Source organism: Primorskyibacter sp. S187A (assembly GCF_049800955.1).
Lineage (GTDB): Bacteria > Pseudomonadota > Alphaproteobacteria > Rhodobacterales > Rhodobacteraceae > JAKVBH01.
Map to the genome: position 1 here is coordinate 1,365,713 of NZ_JBNAGA010000001.1, position 23,567 is coordinate 1,389,279.

The following is a 23,567-nucleotide window of genomic DNA, read 5'->3' on the forward strand; positions in this document are numbered from 1 at the left end:
GCGCTGCACGGCCTGTCTTGGGGGGGCTTTTGTGCGATTTGAGGGGTGTTTCGCACAAATACCCCCCTGGAGGAGGCTTCCATGGGAGCGGGCTCTTTCCTCTTGTCGCGCGCTGCGCTACCTCCCGGGGCATGGCACAGGCACCTCTTCTTCAACTCACCGACATCTCGCTGACCTTCGGCGGCGATCCTGTTTTTGACGCTTTGGATCTGGTGGTCCAGGAGCGAGATCGGGTCGCTCTCGTGGGGCGCAACGGATCGGGAAAGTCTACGCTTCTCAAAGTGATGGCGGGTCTTGTTGAACCGGATCGCGGGGGGCGCGTTCTGGGGCCGGGGACCTCTGTGGGTTATATGGAGCAAGAGCCCGATATGGCGGGCTTTGCCACCTTGGGGGACTTTGCCACCTCGCAGCTTGAGGCCAGCGAGGTCTACAAGGTTGAGCGGGCTGGCGAAGGGCTGAAGTTTGATCCAGATCGCCCTGTAAGTACTTCATCTGGCGGAGAAAAACGCCGTGCGGCTTTGGCCAAGCTGATGGCGGAAGCGCCGGAATTGATGCTGCTGGACGAGCCGACCAACCATCTCGATATCGAGGCCATCGCCTGGCTTGAAGCCGAGCTGAACGCCACCCGCGCGGCCTTTGTGTTGATCTCGCACGACCGGGCATTTCTGAATTCACTGACGCGCGCAACCCTCTGGATTGACAGAGGAAAAACGCGCCGTCAGGAAAAGGGATTTGCCCACTTTGAGGCGTGGCGTGACAAGGTCTGGCAAGATGAGGACATCGCCCGTCATAAGCTCGATCGCAAGATCAAGGAGGAGGCCCGTTGGGCGGTCGAGGGCATATCGGCACGGCGCAAGCGCAACATGGGCCGGGTCCGCGCCCTTGGCGATCTGCGCGCCGAGCGCGCCGCGATGATCCGTCGTCAAGGTGCTGCGGCCATGGCATTGGATGCGGGGCAGCAATCCGGCAAGAAGGTTATTGAAGCGCGCGGTATTTCAAAGGCTTACGCGGGTAAACCCATCGTGCGGGATTTCTCGATCCAGATCAATCGGGGCGACCGCGTGGCCTTCGTTGGCCCCAATGGCGTGGGCAAAACCACGGTTCTGAAGATGCTTTTGGGCGAGGTCACGCCGGATGAAGGGAGCGTCAAACACGGCACGAATATCGAAGCCGCCGTCTTTGATCAGGCGCGCTCCAAGCTCGATCCCGATGCTTCGCTTTGGGATAACCTCGCCAATGATCCCGAGATGCGTGTGTCGGGCAAGTCCGATCAGGTCATGGTGCGTGGCCAGCCCAAACACGTGGTGGGATATCTCAAGGAATTTCTCTTTGACGAGGCTCAGGCCCGCGCGCCGGTCCGCTCGCTCTCAGGGGGAGAGCGCGCGCGGCTCTTGCTCGCTCGGATCATGGCGCGGGAGAGCAATTTGCTGGTGCTCGACGAGCCGACAAATGATCTGGATGTCGAAACCCTCGATCTGTTGCAGGATCTGCTTGGGGAGTATCCGGGAACAGTGTTGCTTGTCAGCCACGACCGGGATTTTCTGGACCGCGTTGCGGCCACCACCATCGCGATGGAAGGCAATGGCCGCGCGGTCGCCTATGCGGGGGGATGGTCCGATTATCAGGCGCAAAGACAAAGCGATGGCGCCAAAGCAAAAGCCAATGCCAAGCCAGCAAAAGCCAAACAAGCGGCAGAAAAGCCTGCGCCCAAACCCAAGGGTTTGAGCTTTACCGAGCAACACAGGTTGGACGCTTTGCCCGCAGAGATCGAACGTTTGGAAGCCGAGATTGCCAAGCTCGAGGAACTCATGGCGGATCCCGAGCTTTTCACGCGCGAACCTGTGAAGTTTCGCAAGGCAACAGAAGCTTTGGTCGTACGCCAGGAGAAGCTCGCCGCGGCGGAAGAGGAATGGCTGACGCTTGAGGAGAAGGCCGCGACGTGAGCGCGCTTTTCATAGGCTCGAATATCTATAGAGGCTCCAGCTATGGCCCCTTCCATCCGCTGAGTATTCCGCGTGTGCCGACGGTCATTGATCTTGCGCGTGCGCTTGGTTGGCTCAGCCCCGCGCAATACCGTACGAGCCCGCGCGCGAAACCAGCGGCGCTTTCGCTTTTTCACACGGAGGATTACATTCGCGCTGTCCAGGACGCGGAAACCACGCAGGCCGTAAATGATGATGTTCGCGTGCGGTATGGTCTGGGCACATTGTCAAACCCCGTCTTTCCCGAGATGTATCGCAGACCCGCCACGGCCGCAGGCGGCTCTCTTATGGGGGCGATGCTGATCAAGGCGGGCGGCCATGTGTTCAATCCCGGCGGCGGCACGCATCATGGATTGTCAGATCGCGCCAATGGCTTTTGCTACTTCAACGATCCCGTGCTGGCACTCATGACACTCAGGGCACAGGGATTGCAGCGGATCCTCTATATCGACGTCGATGCGCATCATTGCGATGGCGTTGAGGCGGCGTTCATGGGCGCCGAAGATGTGTTCCTGATCTCGGTGCATGAGAAAGATCGCTGGCCCTTTACAGGTGCCTTTGCCGATGATGCCGGTGGTGCTGCGTTGAACCTGCCTGTGCCAAGAGGGTTTAATGACAGCGAATTTGACCATTTGATGGATCATGTAATCTTGCCTGCGGTGGAGCGCTACGCGCCGCAGGCCGTTGTGCTGCAATGTGGGGCGGATGCTGTTCTGGAGGACCCGCTGGCGCGCTTGGCTTTGTCCAACAGGTGCCATGTCAAGATGGTCGCGGCGTTGAAGGAACGCTGCTCACGGCTGCTGGTGCTGGGCGGTGGCGGATATAATCCGTGGACCGTGGGCCGCTGCTGGACGGCCATATGGGCAACGCTCGCGGGCTATGACATACCGGATCGTTTGCCCGATGCGGCCCAAGATGTTCTGCGCGGCCTGCGTTGGTCCCGAAAGGCGCAACCGCAAGAGCATCACTGGACGACCTTGCTCGACACGCCGCGCCCGGGGCCGGTGCGCCCGGAGATTGCCGACTTGGCGCAAAAAGCGATCCAGCGCGTCGAGTATTGGTCGTGAACTTGTGGGCTTGATTAGTCCGTGAGCGGATTGGTGTTTTGGCGGGAGATCTGGAGCGGGTAACGGGAATCGAACCCGTAACTTAAGCTTGGGAAGCTCGCGTGATACCTTTTCACCATACCCGCGCTCAGGGCCTGTGATTAGGCCCGAGACCCCAGCGGGTCAAGCGCAATTCCATAGAAGACTAAATGCGCGCAGTGGCTTTGCCGGGCAGGGCGAGCAGCGCAGTGAGGCAGGCCAAAGCAGCAAGAGCGGCGGCGGTCAGCATGATCGTTTGAAAGGCCATCGTGGATTGCGCGATGTGGAGCTCATCACCGCCCGCCGCGGCAAAGCTCAACGCGCCGCCTGCGCGATGATACATGACGGCGGCCAGCGCGCCGAAGCTCGCGATGCCCATCATGGAGGCCATCCGACTGATGGCATTGTTCACACCGGAAGCTGTGCCGCCCGAGGCTTCGGGTACGGACGCCATGATCGCGGTCGATAGTGGGGCAACGAGGAGCGCCATGCCGAGACCTATGAAACACATGGCGACAAAGGCCCCGGACCAGAGTGCTTGCGCGGGTGCGGCCCACCAAAGCAACACGTAGCCTATGGCAATCGAGGCGGCGCCAAGGGCGAGAAACGGGCGCGGTCCGATTTTACCCGCCCATTTGCCGGCACGACCCGAGAGCGCCGCGATGAAGACGGACAGTGGCGCAAACATGGCTGCCGTGATGATCTCCGTGGTCTCCCAGAGGGCGATGAGAACCATCGGCAGAAAGAAGAACACAGCCGCCAGCGCGCCATAGATCACCAGTGAATAAAGGTTCGTCATGGCGAAGGTTCGGTTGGCAAAGAGGCTCAAAGGGACCATGGGATGCGCGCTGCGCTTTTCGATCAGGATGAAAAGCCCAAGCAGCGCACATCCGGCAACAAGGCCCAGCCCGTGCACAGTACCGTCATGTTCGGCGCCGGAGAGTGACCAGGCCATAAGCAGCAATGCAGCCGTCGCAGTGAGGACACCGGGAAGATCGACGGGGGCGCGCGAACGGCTGTCGTCGCGCTTGAGCGCGGAGAACAGGAGCCAAAGCGCGAGACCGCCAAACGGCAGATTGACCGCAAAAACCGCGCGCCACATCTCAGGCCCGCCAAAGGTCAGCGCAAGCCCGCCAATGATGGGCCCGAGCGCGGTTGTGAGCGCTGAGATCCCCGCCCAGAAGCCGATAGCCGCGCCGCGCTCTTCCTTCGGAAAGGCGCGATTGAGAACCGCCAGCGATCCCGGAACCATGAAGGCCGCGCCAATGCCTTGGATCGCGCGCGCAGCGATCAGGCTTTCCGCGCTTGGGGCAGCGGCGCAGGCCATGGATGCCAGGACAAACAGAGTAATGCCCCCACCAAAGACGCGACCGAGCCCAAACCGATCGCCCAGAGCGCCGCCTGTGAGGATCAGGGCGGTCAGGGTCAGGAGGTATGCGGAGGAGAACCAGATTGCTTGCCCGAGGCTTGCGCCCAAAGTCTCGCGCATGGCGGGAAGGGCAATCGAGACCACTGAGCCATCGATGAAGCCCAGTGAGGATGCAAGAATAGCCGCCCACAAAACGCGCTTGCGTCGTGCTGGATCACAGAAGCCGTCATGAAAGGCAGTTGCCTCGGACGAGGGATCGTCCTGAGGCGCCTGGGTTTCGCGGGCCTCGCCAGATTGGGCGAGATCACTCACAGTCTTGCGTCGCGTTTAGCCGTCGACGCTGGGTGCGGGAGCCGTCGCTTTGGGTTTGCCCGCGTTGAGCGGATCATCCTGACGCTGCACGGAGCCTTCGAAATGCGCGCCGCTTTCAATGGCGATTGTCTTGTGGATGATATCACCCTCAACCCGCGCCGTTGCCGTCAGCCGGACCTTGAGACCACGCACGCGGCCCACGATGCGGCCATTGACCACCACATCATCGGCAATCACCTCGCCTTTGATCGTCGCGCTTTCGCCCACAGTCAGCAGGTGCGCGCGGATATCGCCTTCGACAGTGCCTTCCACCTGAATATCGCCTGTTGTGCGCATATTGCCGGTGACGTGAAGATCCGCGGACAGGATTGACGCAGGCGGTTTGGCCTTTGGGGGGCTCGCCTTGAAGTTGTCCGGCCGGGGCGACGCCGGAGCGGCAGCTTCTGGTGCTGCTGGCTTGGCCGCGTCGTCAGTTTTGGGTCCGGGTTCGTTGATTTTGCTTTTAGAAAACATCGTTCGCAGCCTTGATATAGATCATCGGGTTCACCGCCTTGCCACCTACGCGCACTTCATAGTGCAAATGCGTGCCGGTGGAGCGTCCTGTGTTCCCCATATCACCGATATGCTGGCCACGCGAGACCCTTTGACCTTTCTTCACGCGGATATTTGACATGTGCGCATAGCGCGTCTCGATGCCAAATTCATGCTGGATCTTGACCAGCTTGCCGTAACCCGAGAGCCAGCCTGCGAAGGTCACGACGCCATCTGCGGTTGAAAAGATATCTGTCCCGTGCGGGGCGGCGAAGTCAGAGCCCTTGTGCATCCGGCCCCAGCGCATGCCAAACCCGGAGGTGTAGCGGAAATTGGCTTTGACGGGCAGGGCAAAGGGCGCTTTTTGCGCGGCGATCCGATAGAGGTTGAGCCGATCCATCTGGCCCAGGATGCCATTGGCGCGGCTTGCATCAAGGCCGGGCTCTTCGCCGCGCGTCGAGAATGAGAGCGGCGTCAGCGGACCCCCTTGCCCGGAATAGCCGCGACGAACCTGGTCCAGCAGGCGCTCGGTATTCATGCCCGCGGCGCGAAACATCTTGTCCAGCGGTTCGACAGAAATGGTCATGGCCTCTTCGAGCTGTCGGAAGATCGCGTCGTTCTTGGTTTCCATGGCGCGAATACGCTGGGCCATTTCGTCTGCCGCCAGAAGGGCGTCTTGCGCATCGGCCACAACCTGATCGCGTTCCTTGGCGGTGCGTTCCAGCGCTGCGGCCAGCAGATCGACCGCCTCGGAGCTCGCGCCGTCGCCCGCGCCCGGCAGAGTGCCGTCACCCTCAAGCGCCTCTTGCAGCTCGGCCAGTTGCGCACGCGTCTCTTTCTTCTCGCCCATGACATCGCGCAGCGTTGTTTGCACGACTTCGAGACCAGTCTTGAGCTCGCGCGCCCGGGTCTCGGCGGACAAAAGCTCCGATTGCATCACAGAAATCCGCTCCAGCGCCGAATTGAACCGCTCCTGAGCGGCGATGGCGTCTGCGGCATAGGCATCGCGCTCTTCGGAGAGCGCGTTGAGGCGCTGCATATAGGTGTTTTGTTCGCGCTTGGCCTGTTCGCGGAAGTTGCCCGCGCCAATGCTGTCCATCAGCAAGATGGATGTGGCGATGATCGACCATGCCACGATGAGCGCCGTTCCCGTGAAGGCGATCAGCTGCGTACCGGGCTTGAGACGGATGAACCGCGTGTCGGTGTCGGACCTCAGAAAGACGCGACGTTCCGGAAAATGCCGCTCAAGCGCGACATGAAAATTCTGAGCCAAGCGTGCTATCACGACAGGCATCCTTTATCCCAACCCAATCAGCAGCGCTCCGTTCCCCAAACCGGGCGCCTTGGTCAGTTTCTTTAACCACCGCGCAATAATCGCGCAACAGGCGGAGCAGAGGCGATTCGTCACCTGTGTCTTCTGTAACCGAAACTGGCAAAAATCCGCCTACAAGAATGGCTTGCATGGCGAAGTTACGCGAAGGCCCTCACGCGGCGCCTTCGGCAAGGGGCCAGTAGAAGTCAGGTGGCAGCCCGGCTTCAGCGCGCTTTTCCTCATTGAAAGGCGGTTTTAAGCCGCCTTTGAAGTATTTTCTCACAAGCTCATGGAAGACAATCTTGGGATCCAGATCGTGCCGCCCACACAGGAAATGGAACCATTTCGAGCCATAGGAGACATGGTGCACTTCCTCGGAATAGATGACTTCCAGCGCCTCTGCGGCCGAGCGCGCTCCGGCCTTCCTGAAGATCTCGATCATCCCCGGCGTCACATCCAATCCGCGCGCCTCAAGCACCATGGGCACGACAGCAAGACGGCCCATGAGATCATCCACAGTATCTTCGGCCGCGCGCCACATGCCTGCATGGGCGGGCAATGCGCCGTAGTGGCTGTCGAGCTCTTCGAGGCAATCGCACATCAGGTTGAAATGCTTGCTCTCTTCCATGGCGGCCTGCACCCAGTCGTCGTAATAGCCCATGGGCATTGGCGTATCGGTAAAGCGCGCGATGATATCCCAGTGCAGATCGACAGCATTCAGCTCGATATGGGCGACGGCGTGCAGCAGGGCGATCCGCCCTTGCGGGCTGCCGGGTTTGCGTTTCGGCACATCGCGGGGGCTGAGCAATTCGGGGCTGGCGGGGCGCGCGGGATGGAGCGGCGGCGCAGCGTGTCCGATCTCGACGGGTTGGCCTGCACGTCGCGCCTCTTGCCACTGGGCGGCATAATTCAAGGACAGTGCCGTTTTCGCGCGCCCATCTGCGGTGCGCAGCACATCGTCGGCCATCTCGGCCAGAGGTTTCATATCCTGTGTCATCCCAAGAGCCTTGCCATAGCATTGCGGTCGAATAAAGCCTCATCGGAGCCGACGCTCGTTCCGTGACCCTTTGTGCGCATGTTTGGTGCGGGCACCTGATGCCGGAGAGCACGGCCCTGATGGCGCGGCCTTCCAAGCTCAGAGATCGCGCACCGCCTGCAACACCTCTTCTGCATGTCCGGGAACCTTGACCTTACGCCAGGCCTTCGCGATGCAGCCCTCGCCATCAATCAGAAAGGTTGAGCGTTCGATGCCCATGAAAGTCTTGCCATACATCTTCTTTTCTTTCCAAACCCCGAAACTCTCGGAGATGTCAGCCCCTTCATCGGAGAGAAGTGCTACGCTGAGATCATGTTTGGCGACGAATTTGTCATGGCTGGCGACGCTGTCCTTGGAGATGCCGAAGATCTGCGCGCCTGCTGCTTCAAAATCGGCCTTCAGAGCAGAAAATGCGATCGCTTCCTTCGTGCACCCCGACGTGTCATCGCGCGGATAGAAAAAGAGGACCACTTTTGACGGCCGCAGATCCGCGAGGCGCACCATCTCACCGCCATCGCGTGGCAAAGTCACATCAGGGGCCATGGTCATTTCATCGCTCATATCGATTTGTCCTCTTGGTTGGATCGCAGGTGCATCATAGTAGAACGCAACAGGCGAGAGGAAAGCAGTGACCCGCCCCAAGGGTGAGACAGTGACATCGGGGTCCGAAGATGCGGCTCCGGAGGATGTGGATACCGCGTCCTCAGACGCCCCGACGAAAGGTCGGCGGCGGGGGCGTCGCGTGGTGTTGTGGATGGGCGCTGTGGTGGTGCTGCTGGCTATGGCAGGCGCTGCGGCAGGCTGGGCGCTTCTGGGTCGGGCCATCGCGGCGCCCGATTGGGTGCGCAATCAGATCGAAGCGCGGCTTGATGCGGCGCTCCCGCAAGTCAGTATCGATATGGGCGCCATCACGCTTCAGGTGGATGAGGGGTTCAACCCGGCTGTCAGCATCGACAATGTGACCGTCTCTGATCCCCTGAGCGGGCGGCCTCTGGTGAGCCTGACACGGCTCGATGCGGAGTTTTCGCGCCGCAATCTGCTGAGCGGTCAAGTGCGCGCCAAGCAGGTCAGCGCGGCGGGGTTGTTCTTGCAATTGCGCCGGGGGCGAGACGGGGCCTTTGATCTCTCTTTTGGCAGCGGTCTGAACCGCTCGGCGCCCGATATGGCGGGGCTTTTGCGCCAATTTGATGCGGTGGTGGAAGATGCGCAGCTCGACGCGCTCCGTGAAGTCACGCTCAACGCGGTCACGCTGGAGTATCAAGACGCCGTCTCGGGGCGGTCGTGGTTGATTGACGGTGGCCGGATCGCATTGCGCCGCGACAGCGCGATGCTGTCTGCTTCCAGCGATTTCGCCTTGCTCACGGGCGGGGCGGAGGCCGCGAGCGTCGCTCTGAACGCGACATCGCCTTTGGGCTCGCCCCAGATAGCCATTGGTGTCACGCTGACTGACATCCCGGCGGGCGACATCGCAACGCAAAGCAGCGCTCTGGAATGGCTGGGCGTTTTGCGCGCGCCGATCTCGGGCGCGTTGCGCACCGGGTTTGACGAAACTGGCGCATTGCAACCGCTCAACGCGACATTGCAGATAGGCCAAGGCGTTTTGCAACCCAACGATGCTGCGAAACCTGTTCCGTTCGAAGCGGCCCGCGCCTATTTCACCTATGAACCGGCAACCCGCGCCTTTGATTTCTCGGAGGTCTCGGTCCGCAGTGATTGGGTCACGGGATCGGGCACAGGCACGGCCACGCTTGAGACAGAAGGCGCGGCTGGGCTTGCGGGGCTCACGGCGCAATTGCGCCTCAGTGATGTCAGCGCGAATCCCTTTGAGCTCTACGACGCACCGCGCCAGATTGATGACGCCACCATGGCCTTGCATCTGGCGCTCGATCCCTTTGTTCTGCGACTGGGCCAGGTGACGGCGCAAAGCGGCGACGCCGCGCTCTTGGCTCAGGGCCGCGTGGTTGCAGATGATGAGGGCTGGAAGGTCAGCGCGATGGCGGAAGCAGAGACCGCAACGCCGGCGCAGGTCCTCAAATTCTGGCCGCAAACAGCGCTGAGCGGCACGCGGGACTGGATCGCGCGCAGCATTCCCGAAGCCGAGTTTCGCGATCTGCAATTTGTCCTGCGCGCCCGGGAAGGCGCCAAGCCTGACATCTATCTGGGCAGCAGCGTTCAAAAGGCGACGGTTCAATTCCTGCCCACCATGCCGCCTTTGCAGGATCTGACCGGACGTCTGACATTGGAAGACCACCGTTTGGTGGTCATTGCGGATCAGGCGGTTGTCCGGCCAGAAGAGGGCGGCGCGATTGAGGCTGATGGGACGAAATTCGTGCTGGCGGATGTCCGTGAAAAGAGCGGGCAGGCGCAGGTACATCTCAAAACGCAGAGCACCATCACAGCGGCCCTGTCGTTGATTGATGCCGAGCCTCTCGCCGTGATGCAAAAGGCCGATCGGCCTGTTGATCTGGCCGAAGGTCGCGCTGATTTGACGGGGCTCTTGTCCTTCGCGCTGGGGCGCGCTGACGGGCAGGAGGGGATCTCCGTGGCCTATGACGTCTCGGGCGCGTTGCGGAATGTGCGCTCGGATCAGATTGTTGCGGGACGGGAGATCGCGTCGGATCTGCTGGAGATCGACGTGACCCCCACAGATATCCGCATTGCCGGAGCGGGAACATTCGATGGCGTGCCGTTCGAAGGCGCATGGCAGAGCCCGATTGGCGCCGAACCCGCGACCTCGGTGGTCGAAGCGGATATCGAATTGTCCAGCGCGAGCCTTGCCGCGCTGAATGTGGATTTGCCAGAGGGTATGCTGGAGGGCCGCGGCCGTGGTCGTCTTGTCGTCGATTTGCCGCCCGGAGAGACGCCCAGTTTTTCAGTCAGCACGGATTTGACCGGTCTGGGACTGCAGATCGCGCCCATCGGTTGGGCGCTCTCGCGCGGCGCAAAGGGGCGGCTGAGCCTTGCGGGCGCGTTGAGCCAACCCGTACGGGTGGACCGGATCGCGCTTGACGCGCCGGGGCTCGAGGCGTCCGGGCGCATCGGGTTGCAGGAGGGCGGCGGGCTGGATCGTCTGGAGCTGGACCGCGTACGCGTCGGCGGATGGCTGGATGGCCCGGTCACACTGGCCGGGCGCGGGGCGGGCCAACCTTTCGCCGTCGCGGTGCGCGGCGGGACCATTGATCTGCGCCGTGCCCCCTTTGGCGCCAGCGGCGGCGGTGTGAGCGCAGGCGGGGGCGGCGGTCCGTTGCGCATCGCGGTCGACCGCTTGCAAATCACTGACACGCTCGCACTCACCGATTTTCTCGGCAATTTCGAGACGGGCCGCGGGCTTGTCGGCCCCTTTACCGCGCGCATCAACGGCGGGGCTGAGATCGAAGGGCAGGCCCGGGCCGAAGACCGGGGCACGGGTTTTGTCATCCGTGCCGAGGATGCAGGCGATGCGCTGCGCGATGCCGGGCTCTTTCGCAATCTCAGCGATGGGCGTTTGACCCTGCGCTTGCGGCCAACGGGCCAGCCGGGCACCTTTGATGGTGAGGCCACAATCAACGAGCCACGCCTGCGCAATGCGCCCGCCATTGCCGAGCTGCTCAATGCCGTGTCTGTGGTGGGCCTCCTGTCCCAGCTGAATGGCGAGGGGATCTACTTTCAGGAAGTCGAGGCGCGGTTCCGCCTCTCGCCCAGCCGGGTTATCCTGACATCCTCCAGCGCGGTTGGGCCATCCATGGGCATTTCGCTCGATGGGTTTTACGACATCGCGCGCGGCGAGATGGATATGCAAGGCGTGGTCTCGCCGCTCTATGCAGTCAACATTCTGGGCCGCGCCATCGCACGCAAGGGCGAGGGGCTGATTGGGTTCAACTTCAACATGACGGGCGCCGCATCTGATCCAACCGTTTCGGTCAATCCATTCTCCGCTTTGACACCGGGCATGTTCCGGGACATATTCCGCCGCCCACCTCCCACCGTATCGGAATAAAAATGCAGCTCAGCGATTTTGATTTTGACCTGCCCGAAGCCCTCATTGCCACACGGCCCGCCCGGCCGCGTTCCTCGGCGCGCTTGCTGGTGGCCCAAGGACGCGAGGGGAGCCGAGATCTGCATGTTTTCGATTTACCGGACGTTCTGGAGCCCGGCGACAGGTTGGTCTTGAACGACACGAAAGTGATCCCCGCGCGTCTGCGCGGCCTGCGCGAGCGCGCAGGAACGGACGGGGCCAAGATGGAGGTCACGCTTCTGGAGCCGCAGGCGGAAGGCACATGGTCGGCCCTCATCAAGCCGTTGAAAAAAGTGCGCGAAGGCGAAACCATCCGCTTTTCCGACGATTTGTCCGCGACGCTGGAGGCCAAGGCAGAAGGTCAGGGGCTCTTGCGTTTTGACCTGACGGGCGATGATTTCGATTCTGCGCTCAATGCGGCAGGTGCGATGCCGCTACCCCCTTATATCGAGGCCAAACGGCCCGCTGATGCGCAGGATCGCATCGATTATCAAACCATCTGGGCGCGTCACACAGGCGCCGTCGCAGCGCCCACGGCCTCGTTGCATTTCGATGACGCGCTCATGCGCGCATTGGCGGCGCGAGGGGTCGAGATCAGCTATGTGACGCTGCATGTGGGAGCGGGTACGTTTTTGCCCGTGAAGGTCGATGACGTCACAACCCACAAGATGCATGCGGAATGGGGGCAGGTGAGTGCCCAGGCGGCTCAGGCCATGGCAACAACCAAAGCCGCGGGCCGCCGTGTGATCCCCGTGGGCACAACGGCCCTGCGTCTGATTGAGAGCGCGGCGCGGGAGACAGGCGCGATTGCGCCCTTTAAAGGTGAGACGGATATCTTCATCTATCCCGGATTTGAGTTCCGCGTGGCCGATGGCTTGATGACGAATTTTCACCTGCCCAAATCGACCCTGATGATGCTTGTCTCGGCTTTGATGGGCCGCGAGCGCATGATGGCGCTCTACGCTCACGCAATCTCAGGGAAATACAGGTTTTTCAGCTACGGAGATGCGTCGCTCTTGCTCCCGAACGCCTAGCCTGTCGCGCAGGAAATGCAACGCCGTGTGCTGGGATCAAAGAGCATCCTTTGCTCCGCAATGGCCTCACCGCAATCCTCGCAAAATCCGAAATCGGGATCGGTCTCCAGTCTGGACAGGGCATCGCGCAACCGCTGGACCTCAGCATCGCGCCGCATTTGCGTGGCCTTGGCCATGGATTGCCCCAAAAGCGCGTCCTGGCGAGAGAGCCGCCCCACGGCCTGTTGATCCAGCGTCACGACGGATTGAGCCTCGGCCCCTAACGCGTTTTCCTCCGTCAATTCCGCCAGCCGGGCGGCTATGCGTGCGCGGATTTGAGCTTGCGTGACCATGTCTGATGGGCTCCATCACAGCTTAATATTTGGTCTGCCGGGACCGCGGTGTTATATACATCCCAGCCAACCCAACCACCGGAAGCATGACATGGCCTATACAGACACGCAAATCCGCGAAATGGATCCCGTCTGGGTGCGGATTCTCAGGGAAGCAGAGGAGGCCGTTCAGGATGAGCCTCTCTTGGGAGGGCTGGTCCATCAAAGCGTGTTGCATCACACGTCGCTGGAACGTGCGCTGAGTTACCGTATTGCGCTCAAGCTGGCGTCAGGCGAAATGTCGGAGCAATTGCTGCGGGAAATCGCGGATGAGGCTTATGCCAGCGATCCCGGTATCGGTCTTGCGGCGCGTGCCGATATCGCGGCCGTCTATGATCGTGATCCGGCATGCCACAGATTCCTGCAACCGCTGCTCTTCTTCAAAGGCTTTCAGGCGGTGCAAGCCTATCGCATTGGCCACTGGCTGTGGCGCGAGGGCCGGTTGGATATGTCCTATTTCATTCAGATGCGCGTCTCGGAAGTATTTGGCATCGATATTCATCCCGCCGCGCGGATCGGGCAGGGGATCATGATCGACCATGCCCATTCTATCGTGATCGGTGAGACGGCGGTTGTGGGAGACAATGTCTCCATGCTGCATTCCGTGACGCTCGGGGGTACGGGCAAGGAAGAAGAAGACCGTCACCCCAAGATTGGCGACGGCGTTCTGATTGGCGCAGGGGCCAAGGTGCTGGGCAATATCCATGTCGGAAATTGCTCCCGGATTGCCGCGGGCTCTGTTGTTCTGGCCGAGGTGCCGCCCTGCAAGACCGTGGCAGGCGTGCCCGCCAAAATCGTGGGCGAGGCCGGCTGCGATCAGCCTTCCATGAGCATGGATCAGATATTGCGCGGCTGCGGCGGGTGAGGCACGATCTTCGGCCGCATCGCCATCTTCCAACGGCGCCAGCGTAGCACGATCGCGCCAAAGGACATCGCGATATAAAACCCCTGAATGAGTGCGGCGGACAAGTTGAAGTCCGCCCACAAGCTCGCCAGAACACAGCTTGAGGCGACGAGCACCATCGCGAAATACAAAGGCCGTGTACTGTCGAGCTTGCCAAGGCTCAGGCAGAGGAAGGCAACAACATATATCGCGAATCCGATCAGCCCGAGGGCGCGGCAGAGAGTTTCCAAATCAAAGGAAGAAAAGTCGTAAGCAATCATTTGTGTCTCAATGGTTAGAAGATGTCGGAAAAACCGAAAAAACATACCTATCAATGAGAGCGAGCCTAGGCGGAATTGCGCTTGACGTCAGGTGAGGTATTCCAGACCTCATGGCTTTTTGCCCGCTGATACAAGAGATCACCGGGCGGAGGGTGCCTGTCAGAGTCTGTTGATTTGGCAGAATTTGGATGTCAGGCGAGAAGCGCCAGCGGGTTTTCCAAACCATCCTTGATGGCCGCCAGGAGCTCAGCCCCCAAAGCGCCATCGATAACACGGTGATCCACCGACAATGTCACTGACATCACGGTGGCCACGCCCAAAGCGCCGTTTTCCTGAACCACGGGCTTTTTGATGCCTGCGCCCACGGCCAGAATGGCGCCATGGGGCGGATTGATCACGGCGTCAAAGTTCTCGATGCCCATCATCCCGAGGTTGGAGATGGCAAAGCTGCCGCCCTGATATTCATGGGGGGCGAGCTTGCGGTCGCGCGCCCGCGCGGCGAGGTCCTTCATCTCGGCGGACAGGCTGGAGAGGGACTTTTGATGGGCGTCTTTCAGCACAGGCGTGAAAAGCCCGCCCTCAATCGCCACGGCCACGGCCACATCTGAGGGCGTGAGTTGCAAGATACGGTCACCCGCCCAGACAGCATTGGCCGCAGGCACCTGTTGCAGAGCGTTGGCACAGGCCTTGATGATGAAATCATTCACCGACAGTTTCACACCGCGCGCCGACAATTGCGCGTTGAGCTCTGCGCGAAAGGCCAGCAGCGCATCAAGCTGGATGTCGCGTCGCAGATAGAAATGCGGAATGTCCTGTTTGGCCTCGGTCAGCCGTGCGGCAATGGTTTTGCGCATGCCATCAAGAGGCACCTCGGTGAACTCGCGGCCCTCGAAGATGGCGGCGATCTTGCCCGCGTCTTGCGGGGCTTTTGGCGTGGTTGGGGCCAGTTGGGGTTCTGCAGCGGGCGCTGGTGTCGTCGCACGCGCTTGAGGCACAGCGCTCTGCGCGCTGGGATCGGCCGCCTCGACATCTGCCTTCACGATTCGACCCCGTGGCCCGGACCCGACGATCTGGCTCAGATCCAGCCCCTTTTGCTCCGCAATCCTGCGTGCGAGCGGGGAGGCGAAGACGCGACCTGCCCGGGCAGCGTCGGGATCCGGGCGCGGAGCGGGGGCCGGACGCGGAGTGGGTGCCGGTGATGCGGCTGCGGCTGGCGGCGCTGCCTCTGCGGGCGCGGGTGTATTGGCAATATCATCGGCGCTTTCGCCGTCTTCGAGCAACACGGCGATGGCGGTATTGACCTTCACATCCGCAGTGCCCTCGGCGATCAGAATCTGCCCAATCACACCCTCATCCACAGCCTCGAATTCCATCGTGGCTTTGTCCGTCTCGATCTCGGCAATCACATCGCCGGAGCTCACCGCATCACCTTCTTTCACGTGCCATTTGGCAAGGGTGCCCTCTTCCATCGTGGGGGACAGGGCGGGCATCAGGATTTCTATGGGCATGAGACACTTCCTGTGGCGGGTGTGGGAGCGAGGGGCCAGCCCCTCGCGCTCCCCGAGGTATTTCGAGGCAAAAGAAGGGCGGGACTAGCGATATGTGACCTTTTTCACGGCATCGATCACTTCCTGAGTTGTTACGAGCGCGTGCTTTTCGAGATTGGCGGCATAGGGCATGGGCACATCCTTACCGGTCAGATTGAGAACCGGCGCGTCGAGGTAATCGAAGGCGCGCTCCATGATCGTGGCCGAGATGTGGTTGCCAATGGCGCCCACAGGCCAGCCTTCCTCGATTGTGATGCATCGATTGGTTTTCATCACGGAAGCAAGCACTGTGTCGTAGTCGATGGGGCGCAGGGTCCGCAGGTCGATGACTTCCGCGCTGATACCGTCTGCCGCCAGTGTCTCGGCGGCCTCCAGCGCGTATTGCATGCCAATGCCGAAGGAGACGAGCGTCACATCGCTGCCTTGGCGCCAGATCCGGGCCTTGCCGAAGGGAATTGTGAGATCGTCGAGTTCGGGAACGTCGAAGCTGCGTCCGTACAAGATCTCGTTTTCGAGAAAGATCACGGGATTGGGATCGCGGATGGCGGTCTTGAGCAGGCCCTTCGCGTCAGACGCAGAATAGGGCATGACGACCTTGAGCCCGGGGATATGGGCATACCAGGCGGCGTAGTCCTGGCTGTGCTGTGCACCGACGCGGGCGGCCGCGCCATTGGGCCCCCGGAACACGATGGGGCAGCCCATCTGGCCACCGGACATGTAGAGTGTCTTCGCGGCGGAATTGATAATCTGATCAATGGCCTGCATGGCGAAGTTAAACGTCATGAATTCCACAATCGGATTAAGGCCCCCAAAGGCAGCCCCCACGGCGATCCCGGTGAAGCCGTGCTCCGTGATGGGGGTATCGATGACGCGGCGGGCACCAAATTCGTCCAGCAAGCCCTGGCTGATCTTGTAGGCGCCCTGGTATTCCGCGACCTCTTCGCCCATGAGGAAGACCTCTGGCGTGCGCCGCATTTCCTCGGCCATGGCATCACGCAGCGCTTCGCGGACGGTCTGCTGTTTTATGGCTGTGCCTTCGGGCCAGTCGGGTTCTGGGGCTGTGGCCGTCGGGGCCGGCGCATCTGGCGCAGGAACAGGTGAGGCTGGTGCAGTTGTGGGGGCCGCTGCAGGCACGCTCGGGGCAGGCTGCGCGCTGGCGGCGGGGATCTCTTCGCCATCTTCCACCAAAATGGCGATTGGCGTGTTGACCTTCACATCGGCCGTGCCCTCGGCGATCAGGATCTTGCCCATGACGCCTTCGTCAACAGCTTCGAATTCCATCGTGGCCTTGTCGGTCTCGATCTCAGCGATGATGTCGCCGGAGGAGACCGCGTCTCCTTCTTTGACAAGCCATTTGGCGAGCGTGCCTTCTTCCATCGTGGGCGAGAGGGCGGGCATGAGGATCTCTGTGGTCATGATATTTACCTCACAAAGCCGGAGAAAGTGACACCAACCCGAGCGCCAGCCCGCTGCCGATGAGCAAAATGATGAGTTGCATGCCGATATTGGCGATGAGCGCGGCGCGGAAGGCGACAGGGTGCCCATCCACGGTTTCGACCAGTCGCGACATGACCCAAGCAGTGAGCAGGGTCAGAAGTGCGAGCGTGACATATTCGGTCAGCCAGTGGTTCAGCAGAGCCCACGGTCCGGAGGCATTGAACTCTGCCGCGATCTGCGCGAGATCGGCTGTGTCGCCTGCCGCTGCGATGGCAGATCGCACTTGAGCCCCAATGATGAAGGTCAGGGTGGCGTTCACAATGAGATAGATGATCCCAAACGTCAGAAGAATGCCAAAAACAGGTGACAATTCCGGCGTTTGCTTTATCCCAAACCGAAAGATGAGATACACCAGTACCGCTTGTACGGCGGAATAGAGAGCCACCAGAAAAAGGCTCATGACAATGGTTACGATCATGGTGGGATGTGTTCTCAGGCGTCGGCATAAATATCGGTCCAGAGCTCTTCGAGGGCGGGCTCGGGGCTTGTTCGAGCGAAATCCGCGCTCTTGTTCACGATTGCCTTGATCTCCTTGTCGATGGCCTTGAGGTCGTCCTCGGTCGCATGTTTGCCTTGCAAAAGCATCTCGCGCACATTTTCGATCGGATCGCGTTCATCGCGCATCTTCTGGACCTCCTCGCGTGTCCGGTACTTTGCCGGATCAGACATCGAATGGCCGCGGTAGCGATAGGTCTTGATTTCAAGGATATACGGCCCTTTTCCAGAGCGGCAGTGCGCCACGGCCTTTTCACCGGCCGCTTTGACCGCAAGAACATCCATGCCGTCGACCGCTTCGCCTGGAATGCCAAAGGCCTCGCCGCGCGTGTAAATGTCTGGAGTGGATGTGGAGCGCTGTTGGGAGGTGCCCATGGCGTACTGGTTGTTTTCGATGACGAAAACACACGGGAGCTGCCAGAGCGCGGCCATGTTGAAGGTTTCGTAGACCTGGCCCTGATTGGCGGCGCCATCGCCGAAATAGGTGAAGGTGACTCGGCCATTGTCGTTGTATTTGTCTGCAAAAGCGAGGCCCGCGCCCAGCGGCACTTGCGCCGCAACAATTCCGTGGCCCCCATAAAAATGCTTCTCTTTCGAGAACATGTGCATGGAGCCGCCTTTGCCTTTGGAATAGCCGCCCTCGCGACCTGTGAGCTCGGCCATGACACCATCGGGATCCATGCCGCAGGCCAGCATGTGTCCATGGTCACGGTAGGAGGTGATACGCTTGTCGCCCTCTTCAGCCGCCGCCTCGAGGCCAACAACAACGGCTTCCTGCCCGATGTAGAGATGGCAAAAGCCGCCGATCAGGCCCATGCCGTAAAGCTGCCCTGCCTTTTCCTCGAACCGGCGGATCAATAGCATATCCCGGTAGTAGGATTTGAGCTCCTCGGCAGAGACATTCGGTTTGGCAGCCGATTTCGTTGCTTTGCGTGCGGCCATGTGCTCCTCCCGGGCTTAGGCGGTAGTTTAGCCTTAAACTAACGCTAAAATGCTCTTTGGGGAAGAAAAGAATGCACTTGCGTGGCGCGACACGTCGTATCGCCGGAGGCACGGCTGAGAGAAGCGTTAACGAATGATCATTTCGTCGGCTCGGGCCATTCCAAGAATGTCGCGGGCCTGTTGGTCCAGCAGATCAAGGTCCAGATAATCATCCGAGAGCCGGCGCGTCAGGTTCTCCATGCGACGCACCTCGCCCAACAGCGCGTTGCGCTCGGCTTCGAGACGTGCAGCCTCATCGAGGATTTCGGCGCGGCGGAAGAGGCCGTAATCGCCTTGCACGGCGGCAAAGGTGAAATAGGCGCCCAACGTGAAGGCCACCGCAAACACAATGATAGGGGTCAGGTTCTGCCCTGCTTTCGTGCGCATGAATATCTACCTCAAGTCGTCTCTGACGGACGTTCCCTGCAGTATGACACAGCACGCCCGGCTTGTGAAACTATTTCCGGACCGCTTGAGGCTGAAAAGCGATGCTTCAGGACGCGTTGCTCAACGCGGCCACGCCTGGCAATTCCTTGCCTTCCATCCATTCGAGAAATGCGCCACCTGCCGTGGAGATATAGGTGAAGCTGTCAGCCGCGCCTGCCTGGTTGAGCGCAGCCACCGTATCGCCACCGCCCGCGACGGAAACAAGCGCGCCAGAGGCGGACAAGGCGGCTGCCTCACGCGCGGCGGCGTTGGTCGCTGCGTCAAACGGCGTAATCTCGAAAGCGCCAAGAGGGCCATTCCAGATGAGCGTTTTGGAAGCTTTCAGCGCCTCGGAAATCCGCGCCACGGAGGCCGGGCCGGCATCGAGGATCATGGCGTCTTGCGGGCAGGCATCGACGGGCAGGGTTTCGTTGGGCGCATTGGCCTCAAAGGCGCGCGCGACAACGATGTCCGTGGGCAGCAGGATCGTGCAGCCCAGCGTTTGGGCTTTGGCCAGGATATCGGAGGCCGTCTCCGTCATGTCATGCTCGGCAAGCGATGTGCCGACGCCAATGCCTTGGGCGGCAAGGAAGGTGTTTGCCATGCCCCCGCCAATGACCAGCGTGTCGACCTTTTCAACGAGATTGCCCAGCAGATCGAGCTTCGTGGAGACTTTGGCGCCGCCAACAACCGCCGTGACCGGGCGTTCGGGCGTGCCAAGGGCGGCTTCCAGCGCCGAGAGCTCAGCCTGCATCAAACGTCCCGCACAGCTTGGCAGATGCCGGGCGAGGCCTTCGGTTGAGGCATGGGCCCGGTGCGCGGCAGAGAAGGCGTCGTTGCAGTAGATATCGCCAAGCGCTGCCATCTGGAGGGCGAGGGCGGGATCGTTCTTTTCCTCTCCGGCGTGAAAGCGCGTGTTCTCAAGCAGCGCGATTTGGCCGGGTTGGAGCGCGTCCACCACGGCCTGCGCCGCGTCGCCCACACAATCAGCCGCAAAGACCACCGGTGCGCCAAGCGTGTCTTCCAGTGCCGGGACCAGGTGTTGCAAGCTCATCTCGGCGACGCGCTGGCCCTTGGGGCGGCCAAAATGCGCAAGAAGGATAGGTTTGCCACCTGCGGCGAGAATATCGCGGATCGTGGGGGCAATGCGTTCGATCCGCGTTGCATCCGTCACGCGGCCTGCGTCCATGGGCACATTGATGTCCACACGGACCAACACGCGCTGTCCGCTCAATGTCATGTCGTCGAGAGTTTTCCAGCTCATGGGGGTCTCCTGTGGGCAGGTCGGGGTGTGCGTTGCGTGCAGGGTTTGGCCCTTCACTGCCCGGGCGTCAACCGGATTGCCGCGCTCTTTCGCCACCGGGCTTGCTTGTCGTTCGCGCAAGGGGGGCTTAGGTATGGGCCAAGACATCAACAGGAGAGCCAAATGGCCGATATCAAAGACCCCGAAAACACGATCATTGTGACGCTGAAAGGCGGAGATGTGACCATCGAGCTTTTGCCCGATGTTGCGCCCGAGCATTGCGCACGCATGAAAGAGCTCGTGCGGGAAGGGCAATACGACAATGTGGCCTTCCACCGGGTCATCGAGGGGTTCATGGCCCAGACCGGCGACGTGCAACACGGCGATATGGAAGATGGCTTCAACCTGCGCATGGCCGGGACGGGCGGCTCCGACAAGCCCGATCTTCCCGCCGAATTCTCCAAGCTGCCCCATGATCGTGGCACTTTGGGCGCCGCGCGCTCGGCCAATCCCAATTCGGCCAATTCGCAGTTCTTCATCAACTTCTCGGACAACCATTTCCTCAATGGACAATATACGGTCTATGGCCGTGTGATCTCCGGTATGGAGCATGTCGACGCGATCACCCGGGGTGAGCCACCAGCCGAGCCCGATCGCATGATCAAATGCGTGGTGGCCTCCGATGCGTAAGGCTCTGATCGCAGCGTCCCTCTGTCTCGCAGGGCCTGCCTTTTCCGCGGGTCTCGAGATCGAGATTGCCGGAGAGGGGGCCAATGGGGTCGTCAAGGTTGATCTTCTCGAGGATGTGGCCCCCGGCCATGTGGAGCGGATCACAGCGCTGGCCGCGGATGGTCAGTACAATGATGTGGTGTTTCACCGGGTTATCGACGGTTTCATGGCGCAAACCGGCGACGTGCAATTCGGCAAGATGGGCGGCGATATGCGCATGGCCGGTCGGGGCGGGTCTGATCAACCCGACCTGGCGGCGGAATTCTCTGATGTGCCCTACGAGCGTGGCGTCGTCGGGATGGCCCGGTCTCAGAGCCCTGACAGCGCGAATTCGCAATTCTTTATCATGTTCGCAGAAGGTGCCTTCCTCAACGGTCAATACACCGTCGTGGGCCGGGTAACAGAGGGCATGGATGTGGTGGATGCGATCAAGCGCGGCGAGGGCCGGAATGGCGCAGTGATCGGACAGCCTGACCGGATGGTCACGGTCACGGTCACCGAGTAGCACCTGCATCGTCCTGCGCTGATGGCGATCCGCTAAAGGCGCTCGGAAACGACAAAAGGCGTGCGGGCGAGGGCGCGCACGCCTTTTCACATCTGTGTCAGGCCTCTGGGCAGCGCGGCACTTTTGGGACAAGCTCTCTGCCAAAGGAGATGTCTCATGCGACACGTGATCTTTGCAGCGGCAACAGCCGTGATAATGGCAGGGCAGGCGCTGGCCAGCCCGGATTTCTGGTCACGCGAATGGCCCAACACCAATTTCGAGAGGTCATCTGTCGAAAACTGGGTCGAGATCCTCTCGGGCGGGCCGCCCAAGGATGGCATCCCCGCAATTGACAATCCGACCTTTCAGAATGTCGCGGACAAGACCACCGTCGGCGCGCGCGAGCCCGTCATCACGGTCGAGATCGGGGATGACAATCGCGCCTATCCGATCCGGTATCTGACATGGCATGAGATTGTGAATGACACTGTCGGCGGTGTCCCCGTCGCTGTCACGTTTTGCCCGCTGTGCAATTCCGGCATCACGTTCGATCGCAGAACGCGGCACGGCGTCTTGAGCTTTGGTGTGTCCGGCAAGCTGCGCAACTCGGACATGATCATGTATGACCGCGAAACCGAGAGCTGGTGGCAGCAGGCGGTGGGTGAGGCCATTGTCGGAGATCTTTTGGGCACCGAGCTGGAGCAAATCCCGACATGGATGGAGAGCTGGGCGGAATTCAAAGCGCGCAACCCTGACGGTCTTGTCATGGCGCAGCCCGGGTATCCGCGCATGTATGGGGCCAACCCGTATCAAAACTACGATTCGTCCCATCGCCCGTTTCTGTATTCGGGAGAATTGCCCCCTCATGGCATCCCGGCGCTCATGCGGGTTGTGCGCGTGGGCGATCGCGCCTGGCCGTTGTCTCGCTTCGAGACGGCAACCGAGATTTCCGAGGCAGGCGTCAACCTCAGCTGGGCGCCCGGGCAAGCCTCGGCTCTGGACAGTCAGGACATCAACGCCGGGCGCGATGTTGGCACGATCCGGGTGCGCGATGCGCAGGGCCGCGATGTGGCCCATGACGTGATGTTTGCATTTGCCTTTCACGCGTTCTGGCCGGACGGGACGTGGATGATCGCCCGGTGATGTCCCTTGCGGCGGACAGTCCGCCGTGTGGTGCGCGATTGTTCACGCCTAGTCTCCAATCACACGCCAATAGTGGCAGAATTGCGGATAACCTAAGGTAAATGCGTCTTTTTTATGTCACCCGGTGTGAGCGATGTGTTAGTGAATTCATCACTATGGTCTAACTCTCGAAGGGGAAAAGATGTTTAACAAGTTACTCGGTTTAACGGTAGGTTTGAGCCTTGCTGGCCTTAGCGCCCAAGCTGCGATTGTGTCTGTCGGTCCAGGCGTTCAACAGATTGGCACGCCCACATCTGTCACGGACGATAATCCGGGCAGCGATGCCATCATCAAAGCATTCGACGAAATTCAAGGCTTGACGCTTGATGATGATCTCAGCGTTGACGGCGGGACAATCGTCGAAGGGACGCGCATCAACAGCCACATGGTCTTTGCCAACCGCGAGACGGGCTCTGCGCTGGTCAGATTGTCCGGGTCCGTCACATTCGATGGCATGATCCTTGGCGTGATTTCAAATACAGCTCAACTGGGCAACACCGATGCGTTGCTTGGTCCGGGCACCACATATGACACATTCACCGCGCGCGGCCTTGAGTTTGGGGGCGCAAATGGCGATGGCTATGAAGTGTCGGGCTCGGTCTTCACAGCCGATGAGTTCGTCATTACACAGCCGGGCGACTGGGTCCGCGTGATCACAGCCGCGACGATTCCTGTGCCTGCGTCGGCCGCGCTTTTGCCGATGGGCTTTGGCGCGCTGGTCGCCTTGCGTCGTCGCAAGAAGAAAGCCGACGCGGCCTGATCCGGGACGGCGGTTCACTAGGGTAAGAACCGA

Annotated in this window: 22 protein-coding genes and 1 tRNA gene; 9 read left to right on the forward strand and 14 right to left on the reverse strand. The window is 60.9% G+C overall.

Annotation, left to right across the window (positions count from 1 at the left end):
- Nucleotides 1–131 precede the first annotated feature (131 nt).
- Together ACP15S_RS06875 and ACP15S_RS06880 are read left to right on the forward strand one after the other, a co-directional pair.
- Nucleotides 132–1,943: an ABC-F family ATP-binding cassette domain-containing protein gene (locus ACP15S_RS06875; protein ID WP_425038829.1), complete on the forward strand. Its 1,812-nt coding sequence runs from the start codon at nucleotides 132–134 to the stop codon at nucleotides 1,941–1,943.
- Complete coding sequence (locus ACP15S_RS06880; RefSeq protein WP_425038830.1) at nucleotides 1,940–3,049, forward strand: acetoin utilization protein AcuC; 1,110 nt, start codon at nucleotides 1,940–1,942, stop codon at nucleotides 3,047–3,049. Before ACP15S_RS06875 ends, ACP15S_RS06880 begins: the two co-directional genes overlap by 4 nt.
- A 51-nt stretch (nucleotides 3,050–3,100) precedes the next feature.
- On the opposite strand, the gene ACP15S_RS06885 is transcribed toward ACP15S_RS06880, so the two are convergent.
- The 6 genes from ACP15S_RS06885 to ACP15S_RS06910 form a co-directional block, all read right to left on the reverse strand.
- A tRNA-Gly gene (locus tag ACP15S_RS06885) sits at nucleotides 3,101–3,174 on the reverse strand.
- Between the two features lie 59 nt (nucleotides 3,175–3,233).
- Nucleotides 3,234–4,748, reverse strand: coding sequence for an MFS transporter (locus tag ACP15S_RS06890; protein WP_425038831.1), 1,515 nt, complete (start codon nucleotides 4,746–4,748; stop codon nucleotides 3,234–3,236).
- Nucleotides 4,749–4,763: 15 nt separating this feature from the next.
- Nucleotides 4,764–5,261 (reverse strand): bactofilin family protein, encoded by a 498-nt coding sequence (locus ACP15S_RS06895; protein ID WP_425038832.1) that lies wholly within the window; start codon nucleotides 5,259–5,261, stop codon nucleotides 4,764–4,766.
- Nucleotides 5,251–6,564: a DUF5930 domain-containing protein gene (locus ACP15S_RS06900; RefSeq protein ID WP_425038833.1), complete on the reverse strand. Its 1,314-nt coding sequence runs from the start codon at nucleotides 6,562–6,564 to the stop codon at nucleotides 5,251–5,253. Before ACP15S_RS06900 ends, ACP15S_RS06895 begins: the two co-directional genes overlap by 11 nt.
- 199 nt (nucleotides 6,565–6,763) lie before the next feature.
- The gene (locus ACP15S_RS06905) at nucleotides 6,764–7,576 is read right to left on the reverse strand and encodes a ferritin-like domain-containing protein (RefSeq protein ID WP_425039668.1); all 813 of its coding nucleotides are present in this window, start codon (nucleotides 7,574–7,576) and stop codon (nucleotides 6,764–6,766) included.
- 150 nt (nucleotides 7,577–7,726) lie between these two features.
- The gene (locus ACP15S_RS06910) at nucleotides 7,727–8,188 is read right to left on the reverse strand and encodes a peroxiredoxin (protein WP_425038834.1); all 462 of its coding nucleotides are present in this window, start codon (nucleotides 8,186–8,188) and stop codon (nucleotides 7,727–7,729) included.
- 67 nt (nucleotides 8,189–8,255) lie between these two features.
- Between ACP15S_RS06910 and ACP15S_RS06915 the strand changes: the two genes are divergently transcribed.
- Both ACP15S_RS06915 and queA read left to right on the forward strand, forming a co-directional pair.
- A complete protein-coding gene (locus tag ACP15S_RS06915) occupies nucleotides 8,256–11,603 on the forward strand; it encodes an AsmA-like C-terminal region-containing protein (protein WP_425038835.1) in 3,348 nt (1,115 codons plus the stop codon).
- A 2-nt stretch (nucleotides 11,604–11,605) separates the two neighbouring features.
- The gene (gene queA / locus ACP15S_RS06920; RefSeq protein ID WP_425038836.1) at nucleotides 11,606–12,655 is read left to right on the forward strand and encodes a tRNA preQ1(34) S-adenosylmethionine ribosyltransferase-isomerase QueA; all 1,050 of its coding nucleotides are present in this window, start codon (nucleotides 11,606–11,608) and stop codon (nucleotides 12,653–12,655) included.
- Here the strand turns inward: queA and ACP15S_RS06925 are convergent.
- On the reverse strand, nucleotides 12,652–12,987 hold the full coding sequence (locus ACP15S_RS06925; protein ID WP_425038837.1) for a TraR/DksA family transcriptional regulator: 336 nt from the start codon (nucleotides 12,985–12,987) through the stop codon (nucleotides 12,652–12,654). The two genes, queA and ACP15S_RS06925, sit on opposite strands and share 4 nt — an antisense overlap.
- Nucleotides 12,988–13,078: 91 nt before the next feature.
- On the opposite strand from ACP15S_RS06925, the gene cysE reads away from it, so the two are divergent.
- Nucleotides 13,079–13,891, forward strand: a complete 813-nt coding sequence (gene cysE, locus ACP15S_RS06930) for a serine O-acetyltransferase (RefSeq protein WP_425038838.1) — start codon at nucleotides 13,079–13,081, stop codon at nucleotides 13,889–13,891.
- Here the strand turns inward: cysE and ACP15S_RS06935 are convergent.
- The 7 genes from ACP15S_RS06935 to ACP15S_RS06965 all read right to left on the reverse strand — a co-directional run bounded on the left by ACP15S_RS06935 (nucleotide 13,864) and on the right by ACP15S_RS06965 (nucleotide 20,400).
- Nucleotides 13,864–14,190, reverse strand: coding sequence for a CBU_0592 family membrane protein (locus tag ACP15S_RS06935; protein ID WP_425038839.1), 327 nt, complete (start codon nucleotides 14,188–14,190; stop codon nucleotides 13,864–13,866). The genes cysE and ACP15S_RS06935 overlap by 28 nt on opposite strands.
- A gap of 191 nt (nucleotides 14,191–14,381) precedes the next feature.
- Complete coding sequence (locus ACP15S_RS06940; protein WP_425038840.1) at nucleotides 14,382–15,698, reverse strand: pyruvate dehydrogenase complex dihydrolipoamide acetyltransferase; 1,317 nt, start codon at nucleotides 15,696–15,698, stop codon at nucleotides 14,382–14,384.
- 84 nt (nucleotides 15,699–15,782) lie between these two features.
- A complete protein-coding gene (locus tag ACP15S_RS06945) occupies nucleotides 15,783–17,153 on the reverse strand; it encodes a pyruvate dehydrogenase complex E1 component subunit beta (protein ID WP_425038841.1) in 1,371 nt (456 codons plus the stop codon).
- A 10-nt stretch (nucleotides 17,154–17,163) separates the two neighbouring features.
- On the reverse strand, nucleotides 17,164–17,634 hold the full coding sequence (locus ACP15S_RS06950; protein ID WP_425038842.1) for a hypothetical protein: 471 nt from the start codon (nucleotides 17,632–17,634) through the stop codon (nucleotides 17,164–17,166).
- 32 nt (nucleotides 17,635–17,666) lie between these two features.
- Nucleotides 17,667–18,671 (reverse strand): pyruvate dehydrogenase (acetyl-transferring) E1 component subunit alpha, encoded by a 1,005-nt coding sequence (gene pdhA, locus ACP15S_RS06955; RefSeq protein WP_425038843.1) that lies wholly within the window; start codon nucleotides 18,669–18,671, stop codon nucleotides 17,667–17,669.
- A gap of 126 nt (nucleotides 18,672–18,797) precedes the next feature.
- Nucleotides 18,798–19,097: an FtsB family cell division protein gene (locus ACP15S_RS06960; RefSeq protein ID WP_425038844.1), complete on the reverse strand. Its 300-nt coding sequence runs from the start codon at nucleotides 19,095–19,097 to the stop codon at nucleotides 18,798–18,800.
- Nucleotides 19,098–19,203: 106 nt separating this feature from the next.
- Nucleotides 19,204–20,400, reverse strand: coding sequence for a phosphoglycerate kinase (locus ACP15S_RS06965; RefSeq protein WP_425038845.1), 1,197 nt, complete (start codon nucleotides 20,398–20,400; stop codon nucleotides 19,204–19,206).
- Between the two features lie 162 nt (nucleotides 20,401–20,562).
- Here ACP15S_RS06965 and ACP15S_RS06970 point away from each other — a divergent pair, with 162 nt between their 5' ends.
- The 4 genes from ACP15S_RS06970 to ACP15S_RS06985 all read left to right on the forward strand — a co-directional run bounded on the left by ACP15S_RS06970 (nucleotide 20,563) and on the right by ACP15S_RS06985 (nucleotide 23,534).
- Nucleotides 20,563–21,069, forward strand: a complete 507-nt coding sequence (locus tag ACP15S_RS06970) for a peptidylprolyl isomerase (protein WP_425038846.1) — start codon at nucleotides 20,563–20,565, stop codon at nucleotides 21,067–21,069.
- Entirely contained in the window at nucleotides 21,062–21,613 is a 552-nt protein-coding gene (locus ACP15S_RS06975; protein WP_425038847.1) for a peptidylprolyl isomerase, read from the forward strand. The genes ACP15S_RS06970 and ACP15S_RS06975 overlap by 8 nt, the downstream gene beginning before the upstream one ends.
- Before the next feature lie 156 nt (nucleotides 21,614–21,769).
- The gene (locus tag ACP15S_RS06980) at nucleotides 21,770–22,735 is read left to right on the forward strand and encodes a DUF3179 domain-containing protein (protein WP_425038848.1); all 966 of its coding nucleotides are present in this window, start codon (nucleotides 21,770–21,772) and stop codon (nucleotides 22,733–22,735) included.
- A gap of 250 nt (nucleotides 22,736–22,985) precedes the next feature.
- Nucleotides 22,986–23,534 carry a VPLPA-CTERM sorting domain-containing protein gene (locus ACP15S_RS06985; RefSeq protein ID WP_425038849.1) on the forward strand — a complete coding sequence of 183 codons (549 nt, stop codon included), beginning with the start codon at nucleotides 22,986–22,988 and terminating at the stop codon, nucleotides 23,532–23,534.
- Nucleotides 23,535–23,567: the final 33 nt, after the last annotated feature.